The sequence below is a fragment of the Streptomyces sp. NPDC030143 genome, from assembly GCF_055573695.1.
Window position 1 is genome coordinate 79344 of record NZ_JBVIAY010000001.1, and the last position, 16021, is coordinate 95364.

The 16021-nt window shown below is 74.3% G+C and carries 12 protein-coding genes and 1 riboswitch; of the genes, 9 read left to right on the forward strand and 3 right to left on the reverse strand.

Annotation, left to right across the window (positions count from 1 at the left end; genetic code table 11):
• Positions 1 to 84: 84 nt before the first annotated feature.
• Together ACZ4YY_RS00345 and ACZ4YY_RS00350 are read right to left on the reverse strand one after the other, a co-directional pair.
• The gene (locus ACZ4YY_RS00345) at positions 85 to 1200 is read right to left on the reverse strand and encodes an alpha/beta hydrolase (protein WP_468281829.1); all 1116 of its coding nucleotides are present in this window, start codon (positions 1198 to 1200) and stop codon (positions 85 to 87) included.
• A 240-nt stretch (positions 1201 to 1440) separates the two neighbouring features.
• Positions 1441 to 2250: a class II aldolase/adducin family protein gene (locus tag ACZ4YY_RS00350; protein ID WP_468281831.1), complete on the reverse strand. Its 810-nt coding sequence runs from the start codon at positions 2248 to 2250 to the stop codon at positions 1441 to 1443.
• 248 nt (positions 2251 to 2498) lie between these two features.
• Here ACZ4YY_RS00350 and ACZ4YY_RS00355 point away from each other — a divergent pair, with 248 nt between their 5' ends.
• The 9 genes from ACZ4YY_RS00355 (at position 2499) to cobI (ending at position 15221) form a co-directional block, all read left to right on the forward strand.
• Positions 2499 to 3743 (forward strand): inorganic phosphate transporter, encoded by a 1245-nt coding sequence (locus ACZ4YY_RS00355; protein WP_468281833.1) that lies wholly within the window; start codon positions 2499 to 2501, stop codon positions 3741 to 3743.
• A gap of 43 nt (positions 3744 to 3786) precedes the next feature.
• Positions 3787 to 4008, forward strand: a complete 222-nt coding sequence (locus ACZ4YY_RS00360; protein WP_468281835.1) for a hypothetical protein — start codon at positions 3787 to 3789, stop codon at positions 4006 to 4008.
• A gap of 131 nt (positions 4009 to 4139) precedes the next feature.
• A riboswitch (cobalamin riboswitch) is annotated at positions 4140 to 4278 on the forward strand.
• Positions 4279 to 4382: 104 nt separating this feature from the next.
• Positions 4383 to 5327 (forward strand): cobalamin biosynthesis protein, encoded by a 945-nt coding sequence (locus ACZ4YY_RS00365; protein ID WP_468281837.1) that lies wholly within the window; start codon positions 4383 to 4385, stop codon positions 5325 to 5327.
• Positions 5324 to 6859, forward strand: a complete 1536-nt coding sequence (locus ACZ4YY_RS00370) for a cobyric acid synthase (RefSeq protein WP_468281839.1) — start codon at positions 5324 to 5326, stop codon at positions 6857 to 6859. The genes ACZ4YY_RS00365 and ACZ4YY_RS00370 overlap by 4 nt, the downstream gene beginning before the upstream one ends.
• Positions 6856 to 10512: a cobaltochelatase subunit CobN gene (gene cobN, locus ACZ4YY_RS00375; RefSeq protein ID WP_468281841.1), complete on the forward strand. Its 3657-nt coding sequence runs from the start codon at positions 6856 to 6858 to the stop codon at positions 10510 to 10512. Before ACZ4YY_RS00370 ends, cobN begins: the two co-directional genes overlap by 4 nt.
• On the forward strand, positions 10509 to 12512 hold the full coding sequence (locus ACZ4YY_RS00380; protein WP_468281843.1) for a putative cobaltochelatase: 2004 nt from the start codon (positions 10509 to 10511) through the stop codon (positions 12510 to 12512). The genes cobN and ACZ4YY_RS00380 overlap by 4 nt, the downstream gene beginning before the upstream one ends.
• Complete coding sequence (cobO, locus tag ACZ4YY_RS00385; protein ID WP_468281845.1) at positions 12512 to 13111, forward strand: cob(I)yrinic acid a,c-diamide adenosyltransferase; 600 nt, start codon at positions 12512 to 12514, stop codon at positions 13109 to 13111. The genes ACZ4YY_RS00380 and cobO overlap by 1 nt, the downstream gene beginning before the upstream one ends.
• Positions 13108 to 14493: a cobyrinate a,c-diamide synthase gene (locus ACZ4YY_RS00390; protein ID WP_468281847.1), complete on the forward strand. Its 1386-nt coding sequence runs from the start codon at positions 13108 to 13110 to the stop codon at positions 14491 to 14493. The genes cobO and ACZ4YY_RS00390 overlap by 4 nt, the downstream gene beginning before the upstream one ends.
• Positions 14490 to 15221, forward strand: coding sequence for a precorrin-2 C(20)-methyltransferase (cobI, locus tag ACZ4YY_RS00395; RefSeq protein ID WP_468281849.1), 732 nt, complete (start codon positions 14490 to 14492; stop codon positions 15219 to 15221). Before ACZ4YY_RS00390 ends, cobI begins: the two co-directional genes overlap by 4 nt.
• A gap of 11 nt (positions 15222 to 15232) precedes the next feature.
• Here the strand turns inward: cobI and ACZ4YY_RS00400 are convergent, their stop codons facing one another.
• Positions 15233 to 15997, reverse strand: a complete 765-nt coding sequence (locus ACZ4YY_RS00400) for a ZIP family metal transporter (RefSeq protein ID WP_468281851.1) — start codon at positions 15995 to 15997, stop codon at positions 15233 to 15235.
• Between the last annotated feature and the right edge of the window lie 24 nt (positions 15998 to 16021).

The window sequence follows — 16021 nt, forward strand, 5'->3', positions numbered from 1 at the left end:
GCGCCTTCGAGGCGCGGGGCAAAGCGCCTTCGAGGCGCGGGGAAGGCCGCCGACGCGTGGTGACGCGGCCGGGCGCCCGGTTGCTCACATCAGCGGCGTCAGGAAGCGCCGCAGCGTCTCCTCGTAGGTGGCCGGGTCGGCGTTCCACATGGCGGCGTGGGGGGCCTGACGGACCGTGTGGAGGGAGACCAGGTCGGGGCGTCGGGTCGCAAGGCGGCGGGTGGGGGACCACGGGGCCACCGTGTCGTCGGGACCGTGGAAGACCAGAGTCGGTACGCGCAGGCTCCGGTCGTCGAAGGGGTCGCTGTGCAGGCCGGTGCGGCCCTGGGCGGCGCGGACGGCCAGCGGCAGCAGCGCGCCCGGGGTGTGCCGCGCGGCGGCGAGGGCGCGCAGTGTCGTCGGCCAGTCGAGGACCGGGGAGTCCAGGACCAGTCCGGAGACGAGGTCCCGCAGCCCCGAGTGGGCGGCGGCGCGCAGCGCCATGGTGGCGCCGGTGGACCAGCCGAGCAGGACGAGGCGTTCGGCGCCGTGGCCGACGGCGTACCGCATCGCCGCGTCCAGGTCGCGCCACTCGGTCTCGCCGAGGTGGTTCAGGCCGTCCGGCGGGCGGGGCGCGCCGAGATCGCCGCGGTGGGCGGGGACGAGCACGGGGAAGCGGCGGCGGTGCAGGAAGCCGACGAGGTTCAGGGCGTGTTCCCGGGTGGTGCCCAGTCCGTGCACGGCGATCACCCAGGTGCGGCGGGCGCCGGGGACGAGCCAGGCCGGCAGGGAGCCCAGCTCGCCGGGGACGTCGACGGCCGAGTGGTCGAGGCCGAGCGCGCTGCCGGGGTCGCCGACGTGCAGGGCCGGCGTGAACCAGACCGCGTCGCCGCGGTCGAGGGTGCCGTGCGTGACGCGCTCCAGGCGGCGTACGACGGTGTCGGCGGTGTGCGGGGCGGTGGGCAGGACGGGGCCGACGACGGCGTGCGAGCCGGTGCCGGAGAGGCCGTAGGTGCCCGGGCGCAGGGCGGCGAGATCACGGGTGAGGGTGATCTGGCCGGCGGCCGTGCCGTGCACCGTGAGGCGGGGTTCGGTCGGCAGGGGCCGGCCGGGCGGCGCCTTGAGCGCGGCGTCGCTGGCGTACCGGCCGACGGCGACACTGGCGGCGCCGGCGGCCAGGGCTGCGGTGACGGCGGCGGCCGTCGCTGTGACTGTGCGCACCCGTCCAGTGTCCCGGCCGACCCGCCGCGCGGCCAGTGGTGGGGCGGAGCGGGCGACGCGGCGGACCCTGCGGACGCGGGGCGGAGCCCGGGCGGAGGAGCCGGGACGGAGAAGCCCGGGACGGAGAAGCCCCGGACCGAGAAACCCCGGACCGAGAAACCGCGGACCGAGAAACCGCGGACGGAGAAGTCCACGACGGAGAAGCCCGGGACCGGGTAAGCCCGGGACCGGAGGGTGGCCTCAGTCCCGCCGCTGGCCGTACCCCCGCATCCGCTCCCCCGCCTCCGCCACCTGCTCGTCCGTCAGCAGGGTCGGCGTGCGGCCGGGTAGCGACGACGCGGTCAGCCACAGCCGGCACATCCACTCCAACTGGGCCGTGCGGTCGTAGGCCTGGTCGAGGGTGGTGCCGTAGGTGAGCGTGCCGTGGTTGCGCAGCAGGCAGCCGGTGCGGCCGTCGAGCGCGTCGAGCACGTTCCGGGCCAGTTCCTCGGTGCCGTAGGTGGCGTAGGGGGCGACCCGGACGGGGCCGCCGAGGGCGCTCGTCATGTAGTGGACGGACGGCAGTTCGGGGACGAGGGTGGAGACCGCCGTGGCGTGCACGGCGTGGGTGTGGACGAGGGCGCTTGCGTCGGTGGCCCGGTAGACGGCGAGGTGCATCGGCAGTTCGCTGGTCGGGACCAGGGTGCCGAGCACCTGCCGGCCGTCGAGGTCGACACCCGTGACGTCGTCCGGCGTGAGCCGGTCGTAGGGCACGCCCGAGGGGGTGACCAGCACGGTGTCGCCGACGCGGACCGAGACGTTGCCCGAGGTGCCGACGACCAGTCCGTCGGCGACGGTGCGGCGGGCGGTCGCCACGAGCGCCTCCCAGGCACGTGCCACCTCCCCCTCCCGGACCCCGGCCACCGCGGTTTCCCGAGCCCCGGCCACCGGGCCGCCCCGGGCCCCTGCCTCCTCCTCGCGCAGGTGTCCGCCGCACGGCTCTCCGTCACCCCGTGTGCCGTCCCGGACGTCGCCCCGGGACGCCCTCGCGTCGCGTCGCTGCTCAGCCATGCCGCGATCCTGCCAGGAGGAAGCCCCGGACGGGTGACGAGTGTCTCTCGCGGGGTACTCCGTGCGGCTGAAATTGGCCGGTCGGGGGGCCGGGGCCGTGCGGCGTCCGGCCGCCGTGCGGGCACCGGGCCGGAGCGGAGTGCTGGCCCCCATTTGTGGACACCGTGATGCCCGCCCCAGTTCACCTTCCGTTCACTCAGGTTGCCTACGGTCAACCGACCAACGACCTCGAACGATTGCCTGGGTAAATGGAAAGCTTCTCGCTGATCCTCGCGATTGTGGTAGTAACCGCACTCGCGTTCGATTTCACGAACGGTTTCCACGACACCGCCAACGCGATGGCCACGACCATTTCGACCGGCGCACTCAAGCCCAAGGTCGCGGTGGCCATGTCCGCCGTCCTCAACCTTGTGGGTGCTTTCCTCTCCGTGGAGGTCGCCAACACGATCTCCAAGGGTCTCGTCGACGAGACCGGTATCCGTCCCGAGGTCATCTTCGCGGCGCTGGTCGGCGCGATCCTCTGGAACCTGCTCACCTGGCTGGTCGGGCTCCCCTCCAGCTCCTCGCACGCCCTCATGGGCGGTCTGATCGGCGCCACCATCGCCTCGGCGGGCGTCGGCGCGGTGCACGGCGACGTGCTGGTCACCAAGGTGCTGATCCCGGCGATCGCGGCACCGCTGGTCGCGGGCGTCGCCGCGATGCTCGCGAGCCGGCTGACGTACACCCTCGGCAAGAAGGCCGACGGCAAGGCCGCCGAGAAGGGCTACCGCGCCGGCCAGATCGCCTCCGCCGGCCTGGTCTCCCTGGCCCACGGCACCAACGACGCGCAGAAGACGATGGGCATCATCACCCTCGCCCTGGTCGCCGGCGGTGCCGTCGCCCCCGACTCCGACCCGCCCCTGTGGGTCATCCTCTCCGCGGGCGTCGCCATCGCGCTGGGCACCTATCTCGGCGGCTGGCGCATCATCCGCACCATGGGCAAGGGCCTGACCGACCTCCAGCCGCAGCAGGGCTTCGCCGCCCAGACCAGCGCGGCCACCGTCATCCTGGCCTCCTCCCACCTGGGCTTCTCCCTCTCCACCACCCACTCGGTCTCCGGTGCGGTGATGGGCGCGGGCCTGGGCCGCAAGGGCGGTGTCGTCCGCTGGTCCACCGCCACCCGGATGTTCGTCGCCTGGGGTCTGACCCTCCCGGCCGCGGCCCTGGTGGGCGCGCTCGCCGAGTACGTGACCGGCTTCGGCGACTGGGGCACGGCCCTGGTGGCGGTCTTCCTCGTCGGCTCCAGCGCCGCGATCTGGAAGATCTCCCGTCGCGAGGTCGTCGACCACACCAACGTCAACGACTCGGACGAGCCGGCCGGCGTGGTGACCCAGGCGATCGCCGCCGTGACGCCGCCCCCGGCGGGCCCGGTGGCCGAGGCGGGCCTGACGGCCACGATCGCCGCCCCCACGGCCGCCGAGCCGGCCCCGCCGGCCGCCACCACCACCGTCTGAACTGCGCGCACCCGGTTCCGCACCCGCTCAAGAAGGAATCACCATGAAGATCGACTGGGCTGCCCTCGGCTCCGTCTTCGGCGTCAGCCTCGTGGTCACCGTGGCCCTCGTCGGCCTGTTCACCCTCGGCATCACGGGCCTGTCGCGCCGCGAGCGCGCCGCCGCCCAGGGCGAGTCGGCGGCCCTCGCGGTCACCGCGGCCTACGCCTGCTTCGCGGCCTGCGCGGCGGCGGTGGCGTACGGGATCTCCCTGATCGTCGCCTGACGCACGACGCTCCTGCGTGGGCGGGGTGCGGGACGGTTCTCCGTCCCCCACCCCGCCTTTTCGTGCCCGGCCTACACCCGCGTGTGGGGTTCTGCACACTCTCCTCGCGCAGGTCAACGGCAAGTTGACGGCCCTTCCGGGGCCGTGGTGGACTGCCGGGGCCATGTACGGCGGCAAGAGAGGAAGCCGGTGCGAGTCCGGCGCGGTCCCGCCACTGTCACCGGGGGTTGCCCCCCGGGAGCCAGGAACTCTCACCGCCGGTCTCGTCGAACCAGGGCGTGGACACCCTGAGTGAGGACATACCGCCATGCTCGGCTGCCGTTCGAGGTCAAGCGCCGCAACTCCCCTCCGCCACCCCGCGGTCGGCTGAGCCGATGCGGGCCGATCGCGCCTTCGCGTACGGCGCCGCCGCCGGCCTCCTCGGCGACCTGCTGTTCGGCGATCCCCGCCGGGGGCATCCGGTCGCCGCGTTCGGGCGGGCCGCGGGCGCCGTGGAACGGGTGCTGTGGCGGGACCACCGGGGGTGGGGCGCGCTGCACACCGCGGTGTGCGCCGGGGGTGCCGTCGCGCTGGGTGCCGTCGCCGCGCGCGCGGCGCGTACCTCCCCCACCGCCTCCGTCGCCCTGACCGGAGTCGCCACCTGGGCCGTCGTCGGCGGGAGTTCCCTGGTGCGCGAGGCCCGGACCATCGGACGGGCGCTGGAGACCGGCGACGTGGAGACGGCGCGGGCCCGGCTGCCGCACCTGTGCGGGCGGGACCCGCAGGCCCTGGACGCCGACGGGATCGCCCGCGCGGTCGTCGAGTCCGTCGCCGAGAACACCTCCGACGCGGTGGTGGGGGCGCTGGTGTGGGGGGCCGTCGCCGGGGTGCCGGGGCTGCTCGGCTTCCGCGCCGTGAACACCCTCGACGCCATGGTCGGGCACCGGTCGCCACGCCATCGCCGCTACGGCTGGGCCTCGGCCCGGCTCGACGACGTCGCCGGCTGGCCGGGGGCGCGGCTGACGGCCGTCCTGGCGGCCGTCGCCGGGGACGATCCGCGGGGGGCCGTGCGGGCGTGGCGGGCCGATGCCCGCCGGCATCCCAGCCCCAACGCCGGTCCCGTGGAGGCGTCCTTCGCGGGCGCCCTCGGGGTGCGGCTGGGCGGGACGCTCTCCTACGGCGGCCGGGTCGAACACCGGCCGGTGCTCAACGGGGCGGCGGGGCGGCCCGTCGTCGCGCACGACATCGAACGCGCCGCACGGCTCTCCCGCCGTGTCGGTCTGCTCGCGCTCGGCGTGACGGTCGCCGGGCGGCTACTGACAAGGGGGCGTACGCGATGACCGGTGGGGGTCTCCTCGTGGCCGGCACCACCTCCGACGCCGGCAAGAGCGTCGTCACCGCCGGGATCTGCCGGTGGCTGGTGCGGCAGGGGGTGAAGGTCGCGCCGTTCAAGGCGCAGAACATGTCGCTGAACTCGTTCGTGACGCGGGAGGGCGCCGAGATCGGGCGGGCGCAGGCCATGCAGGCACAGGCCTGCCGGGTCGAGCCGACCGCGCTGATGAACCCGGTGCTCCTCAAGCCCGGGGGCGAGCGCAGCAGTCAGGTCGTGCTGCTCGGCAAGCCCGTCGGCGAGCTGAGCGCACGCGGGTACCACGGCGGACGCCAGCGCGAACTGCTGGGGACGGTGCTGGACTGCCTCGCCGAACTGCGGGGCACGTATGACGCGGTGATCTGTGAGGGGGCCGGCAGCCCCGCCGAGATCAATCTGCGGCGGACCGACATCGTGAACATGGGCATCGCGCGGGGCGCGCGGCTGCCCGTGCTCGTCGTCGGCGACATCGACCGCGGGGGTGTCTTCGCGTCGTTCTTCGGAACCGTCGCGCTGCTCTCGCCCGAGGACCAGGAGCTGGTCGCCGGGTTCCTCGTCAACAAGTTCCGCGGCGACGTCGGCCTGCTCGAACCCGGGCTCGACATGCTGCACCGCCTCACCGGGCGGCGGACGTACGGGGTGCTGCCGTTCCGGCACGGCCTCGGCATCGACGAGGAGGACGGCCTGCGCGTGTCGCTGCGCGGGACCGTGCGCGAGTCGACGGTGGCGCCGCCGGTCGGGGAGGACGTGCTGCGGGTCGCCGTGTGCGCGATCCCGCTGATGTCCAACTTCACCGACGTGGACGCGCTGGCCGCCGAACCCGGTGTCGTCGTGCGGTTCGTGGACCGGCCGGAGGAACTGGCGGACGCCGACCTGGTGGTCGTCCCCGGCACCCGGGGGACCGTGCGGGCGCTGGAGTGGCTGCGGGAGCGGGGGCTGGCGGACGCCCTCGTGCGCAGGGCCGCCGAGCAGCGGCCCGTCCTCGGCATCTGCGGCGGGTACCAGGTGCTCGGCGAGCACATCGAGGACGACGTCGAGAGCCGCCTCGGCCAGGTGGACGGCCTCGGAGTCCTGCCCGTCCGGGTGCGGTTCGCCCGGGAGAAGACGCTCACCCGGCCCGTCGGCATGGCCCTCGGCGAGCCCGTCGAGGGGTACGAGATCCATCACGGGGTGGCCACCGTCGCCGGAGGGGAGGCGTTCATCTCCGACGACCGGGGGCACGGCCTGGACGGTTGCCGGGTCGGGCAGACCTGGGGCACCCACTGGCACGGCTCGCTGGAGTCGGACGGCTTCCGGCGGGCCTTCCTGCGCGAGGTGGCCGCCGCTTCGGGCCGCCGGTTCGTGCCGGCCCCCGACACCTCCTTCGCCGTGCTGCGCGAGGAGCAGCTCGACCGGCTCGGCGACCTGATCGAACAGCACGCGGACACGGACGCGCTGTGGCGGCTCATCGAGTCCGGCGCGCCACAAGGACTGCCTTTCATTCCACCGGGAGCGCCCGCATGAGCACAGTGTTGTTGTTGTCGACCGCCGACACCGATCTGCTGGCGGCCCGGGCCGCCTCCGGTGCCTCCTACCGGATCGGCAACCCGGCCCGCGTCGACGTGGCCGAGGAGCTGCCCGCTCTCGTCGCGGGCGCCGACATCGCCGTCGTACGGCTGCTCGGCGGCAGGCGGGCCTGGGAGGACGGCCTCGCCCTGCTGAAGGCCTCCGGCATCCCCACCGTGCTGCTGGGCGGGGAGAGCGTCCCGGACGCGGAGTTGATGGCCGAGTCGTCGGTGCCCGCGGGTGTGGTGGCGGAGGCGCTCCGCTACCTCGTCGAGGGCGGTCCGGCCAACCTGACCGAGCTGGCGCGGTTCCTCTCCGACACCGTGCTGCTGACCGGTGAGGGTTTCCTCGAACCGCAGAAGATGCCCGAGTACGGGGTGCACGGCTCCCGTACGCGGGTCGAGGGCAGGCCGACGGTCGGTGTGCTCTTCTACCGGGCGCACGAACTGAGCGGCAACACCGCCTTCGTGGACACCCTGTGCGACGCGATCGAGGCCCGGGGCGCCAACGCCCTCCCGGTGTACTGCGGTTCGCTGCGCGGGGCGGACGCCGGGCTGTACGAGCTGCTGGCGCGGACCGACACCCTCGTCGCCACCGTCCTCGCCGCCGGCGGTACGCACGCCTCGCAGGCCTCGGCGGGCGGCGACGAGGAGGCCTGGGACATCGGGGCCCTCGCGGACCTCGACGTACCGGTGCTGCAGGGGCTGTGCCTGACGTCGTCGCGGGCCGCGTGGGACGCCTCCGACGCCGCGCTGTCCCCCATGGACGCGGCGATGCAGGTCGCGATTCCCGAGTTCGACGGGCGGCTGATCACGGTTCCCTTCTCCTTCAAGGAGCAGGGCCCGGACGACGTTCCCGTGTACGTCGCCGACCCCGAGCGGGCCGGACGCGTCGCCGGGATCGCCGTACGGCACGCCCGGCTCAGGCACAAGGCGAACGCGGACAAGAAGGTCGCGCTCGTGTTCACCGCCTACCCGACCAAGCACTCGCGGGTCGGCAACGCGGTGGGGCTGGACACGCCCGCGTCGGCGGTCCGGGTGCTGGACGCGCTGCGGGAGGCGGGGTACTCCCTCACCGAATACCCTGCCGGCGGCGACGAGCTGATCCACCGGCTGATCGCGGCCGGCGGGCACGACGTGGAGTGGCTGACGGAGGAGCAGCTGGCGGCGGCACCCGCGCGCGTGCCGCTCGCCGACTACCGGGCGTGGTTCGACACCCTCGACCCGGAGCTGAGGGACGCGATGACCGAGGCGTGGGGCGAGCCGCCCGGCAGCCTCTACGTCGACGGCGACGACATCGTGCTCGCGTCGCTGCGGTTCGGGAACGTCGTCGTCATGATCCAGCCGCCGCGCGGTTTCGGCGAGAACCCGATCGCGATCTACCACGACCCCGACATGCCGCCGTCGCACCACTACCTGGCGGCCTACCGGTGGCTGGAGAACAGTTTCGGCGCCGACGCGATCGTGCACATGGGCAAGCACGGCACGATGGAGTGGCTGCCGGGCAAGGGGCTGGGCCTGGGCCGCGGGTGCGCGCCGGACGCCGTGCTCGGCGACCTGCCGCTCGTCTACCCGTTCATCGTCAACGACCCCGGCGAGGGCACCCAGGCCAAGCGGCGCGGGCACGCCACGGTCGTCGACCACCTGGTGCCGCCGATGGCGCGCGCCGACACCTACGGCGACCTCGCCAAGCTGGAGCAGCTCCTCGACGAGTACGCGCTCGTCTCCGACCTGGACCCGGCGAAGGCGCCGGCGGTCCGCGCGCAGATCTGGACGCTGGTCAAGGCGGCCGAGCTCCACCACGACCTGCATGTGGACGAGCAGCCGCAGGACGACGACTTCGACGAGTTCGTCATGCACATCGACGGCTACCTGTGCGAGATCAAGGACGTGCAGATCCGCGACGGTCTGCACATCCTGGGCGGCGGGCCGGTCGGCGAGGCGCGGGTGAACCTGGTGCTGGCCGTGTTGCGCGCCTCGCAGGTGTGGGGCGGGCAGGCGAACGCGCTGCCGGGGCTGCGGGCCGCGCTCGCCGCGCACTTCGGGCTGGTGGAGAAGGAGCTGCTCGCCGAGCCGGGGGCGCCGCTGAAGGTGCCGGTGGAGCTGAGCGACCTGGTGGAGGGTCCCTCCCGCACGGCCGCCGACGCGGTCGACCTGCTGGAGCAGCTGTGCCGGCGGTTCGCGGAGGGCATGGAGGCGCGGGGCTGGGCGGTGACGGAGGTCGCGCCGCTGGTGCGCGAGGTGCTGGGCGGGGACCTGCCCGACGCCGTCGCCGTGCTGGAGTTCGCCTGCACCGAGGTGGTGCCGCGGCTGGAGCGGACCACCGACGAGGTCGGGCACATCCTGAAGGCCCTCGCGGGCGGGTACGTCCCGGCGGGTCCGTCGGGTTCGCCGACGCGCGGACTGGTCAACGTGCTGCCGACCGGCCGGAACTTCTACTCCGTCGACCCCAAGGCCATTCCGTCCCGGCTGAGCTGGGAGGTCGGGCAGTCGCTCGCCGACTCGCTGGTGGAGCGCTACCTCCAGGACACCGGCGAGTACCCGAGGTCCGTCGGTCTGACGGTGTGGGGCACGTCCGCGATGCGCACGCAGGGCGACGACATCGCCGAGATCCTCGCACTGCTGGGCTGCCGTCCGGTCTGGGACGACGCCTCCCGCCGGGTGACCGGTTTCGAGATCGTGCCCCCCGAGGAGCTGGGCCGGCCGCGCATCGACGTCACGGTCCGTATCTCCGGCTTCTTCCGCGACGCGTTCCCGCACGTCGTGGGGCTGATCGACGACGCGGTGCGGGCGGTGGCCGAGCTGGACGAGCCCGCCGAGTCCAACTTCGTGCGGGCCCACGTGGACGAGGACACCGCCGGCCACGGCGACCGCCGCCGGGCGACCGCCCGGGTCTTCGGCTCGAAGCCGGGCGCGTACGGGGCGGGACTGCTGCCGCTGATCGACGCGCGGAACTGGCGCTCGGACGCGGACCTCGCCGAGGTGTACGCGGTGTGGGGCGGATACGCCTACGGGCGCGGGCTCGACGGGCGGGCGGCGCGCGGGGACATGGAGACGGCGTTCAAGCGGATCGCCGTCGCGGCGAAGAACGTCGACACCCGCGAGCACGACCTCGTCGACGCCGACGACTACTTCCAGTACCACGGCGGCATGGTCGCCATGGTGCGGCACCTGACGGGCGCCAACCCCGAGGCATACGTGGGCGACTCGGCCGTCCCGGACCAGGTGCGGACCAGGACGCTGGGCGAGGAGACGCACCGCGTGTTCCGCGCGCGGGTGGTCAACCCCCGCTGGATGGCGGCCATGCGGCGGCACGGCTACAAGGGCGCCTTCGAGATGGCCGCGACCGTCGACTACCTCTTCGGGTACGACGCCACGGCCGGTGTGGTCGACGACTGGATGTACGAGAAGCTCAGCGCCGAGTACGTCTTCGACCCGGAGAACCGGGAGTTCATGAAGACGTCCAACCCGTGGGCGCTGCGGGGCATCACCGAGCGGCTGCTGGAGGCGGCGGACCGCGGGCTGTGGGCGGAGCCGGACGCCGACACGCTCGAGCGGCTGCGTGCCACCTACCTGGAGCTCGAAGGCGATCTGGAGGGCGACGAACAGTGACGACCCCCTTTCCTTTCACGGCCGTGGTCGGCCAGGACGATCTGCGGCTCGCGCTGCTGCTGAACGCGGTGTCGCCGGCGGTCGGCGGGGTGCTGGTGCGGGGCGAGAAGGGCACCGCGAAGAGCACCGCCGTGCGCGCCCTGTCGGCGCTGCTGCCCGAGGTCGACGTGGTGCCGGGGTGCCGGTTCTCGTGCGATCCCGCGGCGCCCGACGCGGGGTGTCCGGACGGGCCGCACGAGACGACCGACGGTGTGACGCGGCCGGCCCGGATGGTCGAGCTGCCCGTCGGCGCCTCCGAGGACCGGCTCGTCGGCGCCCTCGACATCGAGCGGGCGCTCGCCGAGGGCGTGAAGGCCTTCGAACCGGGCCTGCTCGCCGACGCGCACCGCGGGATCCTCTACGTCGACGAGGTCAACCTCCTGCACGACCACCTCGTCGACCTGCTGCTGGACGCGGCGGCGATGGGCGCGTCGTACGTGGAGCGCGAGGGTGTGTCGGTGCGGCACGCCGCGCGTTTCCTGCTCGTCGGGACCATGAACCCCGAGGAGGGCGAGCTGCGGCCGCAGTTGCTGGACCGGTTCGGGCTGACCGTCGAGGTGGCCGCCTCGCGGGAGCCCGACCAGCGGGTGGAGGTGGTGCGGCGGCGGCTCGCCCACGACGACGATCCGGCCGGCTTCGCCGCGCGGTGGGCGGACGAGGAGGCCGCGGTGCGGCGGCGCATCGTCGCGGCGCGCCGGCTGCTGCCGTCGGTGCGGCTGGGCGACGGGGCGCTGCGGCAGATCGCGGCGACCTGCGCGGCGTTCGAGGTGGACGGCATGCGGGCCGACATCGTGATGGCGCGCACGGCGACGGCGCTGGCCGCCTGGGCCGGGCGCACCGACGTGCTGGCCGAGGACGTGCGGCAGGCCGCTCTGCTGGCGCTGCCGCACCGACGCCGGCGCAACCCCTTCGACGCGCCGGGGCTGGACGAGGACAAGCTCGACGAGACCCTGGAGGAGTTCTCCGGGGACGACGACGGCGACCCCGATCCCGACGGACCCGGCGGGGGCGGCGGCGGTCGGCCGTCGCCCGACGAGGGGCCGCAGGGCGGTGACACGGGCGCGACACCGGAGGCCGGTGAGGACGGGGAGCCCCGGACGTCCCCGGCCCCGGATTCCCGGGAACAGGCTCCGGCTCGCTCGTCGGATCCGTTCCGCACCAAGGTGCTGAGCGTGCCCGGGATCGGCGAGGGTGCCGCCGGGCGGCGGTCGCGGGCGCGGACCGAGCACGGCAGGACCACGGGCGCGCGCCGGCCCCGGGGGGCGCTGACCAAGCTGCATCTGGCGGCGACCGTGCAGGCCGCCGCGCCGCACCAGCGGGCGCGCGGGCGGTCGGGCCCGGGGCTCGTGGTGCGGCGGGACGATCTGCGGCAGGCGACCCGGGAGGGGCGTGAGGGCAACCTCGTGCTGTTCGTGGTCGACGCCTCCGGCTCCATGGCGGCACGGCAGCGGATGAGCGCCGTGAAGGGTGCCGTGCTGTCGCTGTTGCTGGACGCCTACCAGCGACGGGACAAGGTGGGGCTGGTGACGTTCCGGGGGGCGGGCGCGGAGGTGGCGTTGCCGCCGACGTCGTCGGTCGACGCCGCGGCCGTCCGGCTGGAGTCGCTGCCCACCGGTGGGCGGACGCCGCTGGCCGCCGGGCTGCTCAGGGCGCACGACGTGCTGCGGGTGGAGCGGCTGCGGGATCCGGCCCGGCGGGCGCTCGTGGTGGTCGTGACGGACGGGCGGGCCACGGGCGGGCCCGAGCCGGTCGCCCTCGCCGGGCGCGCGGCCCGGCTGTTCGCCGCCGACGGGGTCGCGTCCGTGGTGGTCGACTGCGAGTCGGGGCCGGTGCGGCTGGGGCTGGCCGGGAAGCTCGCGGGTGAGCTGGGCGGGGCGGCGGTGACGTTGGACGAGCTGCGCGCGGACTCCATCGCCGGGCTGGTGCGAGATGTTCAGGGGACTTCGAGGAGGGCCGCGTAATGCCGCAGGGACAGCCGAGTGTGGTGCCGGACGACGGGCTGACGACACGTCAGCGGCGCAACCGGCACCTGGTGGTCGTGCACACCGGGATCGGGAAGGGCAAGTCGACGGCCGCGTTCGGGCTCGCGCTGCGCGCCTGGAACCAGGGGTGGCCGATCGGGGTGTTCCAGTTCGTCAAGTCGGCGAAGTGGAAGGTCGGCGAGGAGAACGCCCTCCGGGTGCTCGGCGCCTCGGGGCAGGGCGGCACCGTCGACTGGCACAAGATGGGCGAGGGCTGGTCGTGGGTCCAGCGTGACGCCCAGCTGGACAACGAGGAGAAGGCCCGCGAGGGCTGGGAGCAGGTCAAGCGGGACCTCGCCGCCGAGACGTACCGGCTGTACGTCCTCGACGAGTTCGCGTACCCGATGCACTGGGGCTGGGTCGACACCGACGAGGTGGTGGACGTGCTGCGGCACCGGCCGGGGACCCAGCACGTGGTGATCACCGGGCGCAACGCGCCCGGGAAGCTGGTGGACCTCGCCGACCTGGTGACCGACATGTCCAAGGTCAAGCACCCGATGGACACCGGCCAGAAGGGGCAGAGGGGCATCGAGTGGTGAGTGCTTCCGTCCCCCGGCTGGTCGTCGCCGCGCCGTCGTCCGGCAGCGGCAAGACGACCGTCGCCACGGGGTTGATGGCCGCGTTCGCCGCGCGGGGGCTCACCGTGTCCCCGCACAAGGTCGGGCCGGACTACATCGACCCCGGGTACCACGCGCTCGCGACCGGGCGCGCGGGGCGGAACCTGGACGCGTACCTGTGCGGGCCGGAGCTGGTCGCCCCGCTGTTCCGGCACGGGTCACGGGGGTGCGACATCGCCGTCGTCGAGGGAGTGATGGGGCTGTACGACGGGGCCGCCGGGGAGGGCGAACTGGCGTCCACCGCCCAGGTCGCCAAGCTGCTGCGGGCGCCGGTGGTCCTGGTCGTGGACGCGTCGTCGCAGTCGCGGTCGGTGGCGGCGCTGGTGCACGGCTTCGCCTCCTGGGATCCGCAGGTGCGGGTCGCGGGCGTGATCCTGAACAAGGTGGCGTCGGACCGGCACGAGGAGCTGCTGCGGGAGGCGCTGGAGTCGTCCGGGGTGCCGGTGTTCGGGGTGTTGCGGCGGGTGGCCCGGGTGGACACGCCGTCGCGGCACCTGGGGCTGGTGCCGGTCGCCGAGCGGCGGGAGGCCGCGGTGGAGGCCGTGGCGGCCATGGCGGCGCAGGTCGCCGCCGGGTGCGACCTCGAAGGGCTGCTCGGGCTGGCGCGCGGCGCGGGTGAACTGTCGGTTGCGGCCTGGGATCCGGCCGAGGCCGTGGCCTCGCCCGCCCACGACCGCCCGGCCCGGTCGGACGGGACGTGCGCGCCGCGCGTCGCCGTCGCCGGGGGCGAGGCGTTCACCTTCTCCTACGCCGAGCACACGGAGCTGCTCACCGCCGCCGGCGCCGAGGTCGTCCCCTTCGATCCCCTGCGGGACGAGCAGCTGCCCGACGGTACGAGGGGGTTGGTGATCGGCGGCGGCTTCCCCGAGGTGTACGCCCGCGAGCTCGCCGCCAACGAACTCCTCCGCAAGGCCGTCGCCGAGCTCGCGTCGAGCGGGGCGCCGGTCGCCGCCGAGTGCGCCGGGCTGCTCTACCTCTGCCGTGAGCTCGACGGACTGCCGATGTGCGGGGTGCTGGACGCCACCGCGCGGATGACGGAACGGCTGACGCTCGGCTACCGCGACGCGGTGGCCGTGAGCGACAGTGTGCTGGCCGCCGCGGGGACGCGGATGCGGGGGCACGAGTTCCACCGGACCGTCGTGGAACCGGGGGCGGGGGCGGCCCCCGCCTGGGGCGTGCGCGCCCCGCGGCGGCGCGTCGAAGGATTTGTACAGCGCGGTGTGCACGCGAGTTATCTGCACACGCACTGGGCGGCCGAGCCCGGTGCGGCCCGTCGGTTCGTGGAGAGGTGCCGGACGTCATGAGCAGCAGGCTGGTCGGGGTCGGGGTCGGGCCGGGGGATCCGGAGCTGGTGACCGTGAAGGGCGTCAACGCGCTGCGCGCCGCCGATGTCGTCGTCGTCCCCGTCATGGACACCGGCGAGCGGGGGCGCGCCGAGGCGACGGTGCTGCACTACGTGCCCGTGGAGAAGGTCGTCCGGGTCGTGTTCGCGCTGAACGAGCGCAGTGACCGGGCGCGGCGCGAGGCCGCCTGGGACGCCGCCGGGACGCGGGTCGCCGAGCTGCTCGGCCGGCACGCCCGGGTCGCCTTCGCGACCATCGGGGACCCCAACGTGTACTCGACGTTCACGTATCTCGCGCAGACGATCGCGGAGCTGGTGCCGGGCACGGTCGTGGAGACCGTGCCGGGGATCACCGCCATGCAGGACCTCGCGGCACGCTCGGGGGCCGTGCTGACCGAGGGCACCGAGCCGTTGACCCTGGTGCCGGTGACCGCCGGTTCCGCCGTGCTGAAGGACGCGCTCGCCGGGCCGGGCACGGTCGTCGCCTACAAGTTCGGCCGGCAGGCCGCCGAGGTCGCCGAGGCGCTGCGGGAGACCGGGCGGATCGCCGACGCGGTGTGGGGGTCGGCGCTCGGTCTGCCCGAGGAGTCCGTCCACGGCGCCGCGGAGCTGGACGGCGCGCCCCTCCCCTACCTCTCCACGCTCATCGCGCCCGCGCGGCGCGAGGGCGGGCGGGGCGGCAAGCTGTGAGACCGTCCGCGTCACTGCGACAGGCCGACCACCAGCCAGACGAAGGCCACGCCCGAGATCGTGCACAGCACGGTCGAGCGGGCGGGGTGGTCGTGGTGGGCCTCGGGGAGGATCTCGGCCGCCGCCAGGTACAGCAGCGCGCCGCCGAACAGGCCGAGGTAGGCGCCGAGCAGGTGCTCGGGCAGGGACACGAACGCCGTGGACGCCGCGCCGACCACCGGTGCGGCCGCGTCCGCGACCAGCATGGCCACCGCCCTGCGGCGGGCGTTGCCGTACAGGCGGGTGAGCGTGTACGTGTTGAAGCCGTCCGCGAAGTCATGGGCGACGACGGCCAGCGCGACGGCGGTGCCCATGCCGCCGCCGACCTGGAAGGCCGCACCGATCGCCACCCCGTCCATGGCGCTGTGACCGACCATCGCGGCGGCCGCCGTCAGCCCCACCTCGGGGGTGCGGCCGTCGTGTTGCCCGGCGCCGTGCACGGCCGTGGGGGTCCCCCCGCTCGAGCCCGGTCGGGAGTGGGGGAGGTGGGCCAGCAGACGTTCCACCAGATGGGCCGCCAGGAAGCCCGCCACGAACAGCAGCAGTGCCGCCGGGACGCCGAAGAACTCCGTGCCGGCCGCCTCCAGCGCCTCCGGCAGCAGGTCCAGGCCGACCACGCCCAGCATCAGGCCGCCGGCCAGGCCGAGCACCAGGTGACGGCGGTCGGTCACGCGGTGCGCCGTCCAGCCGCCGGCCAACGTCATCAGGAACGCGCCGAGCGCGACGATCACCGCCATGGCTTCTTCGTATCGGACGAGGCC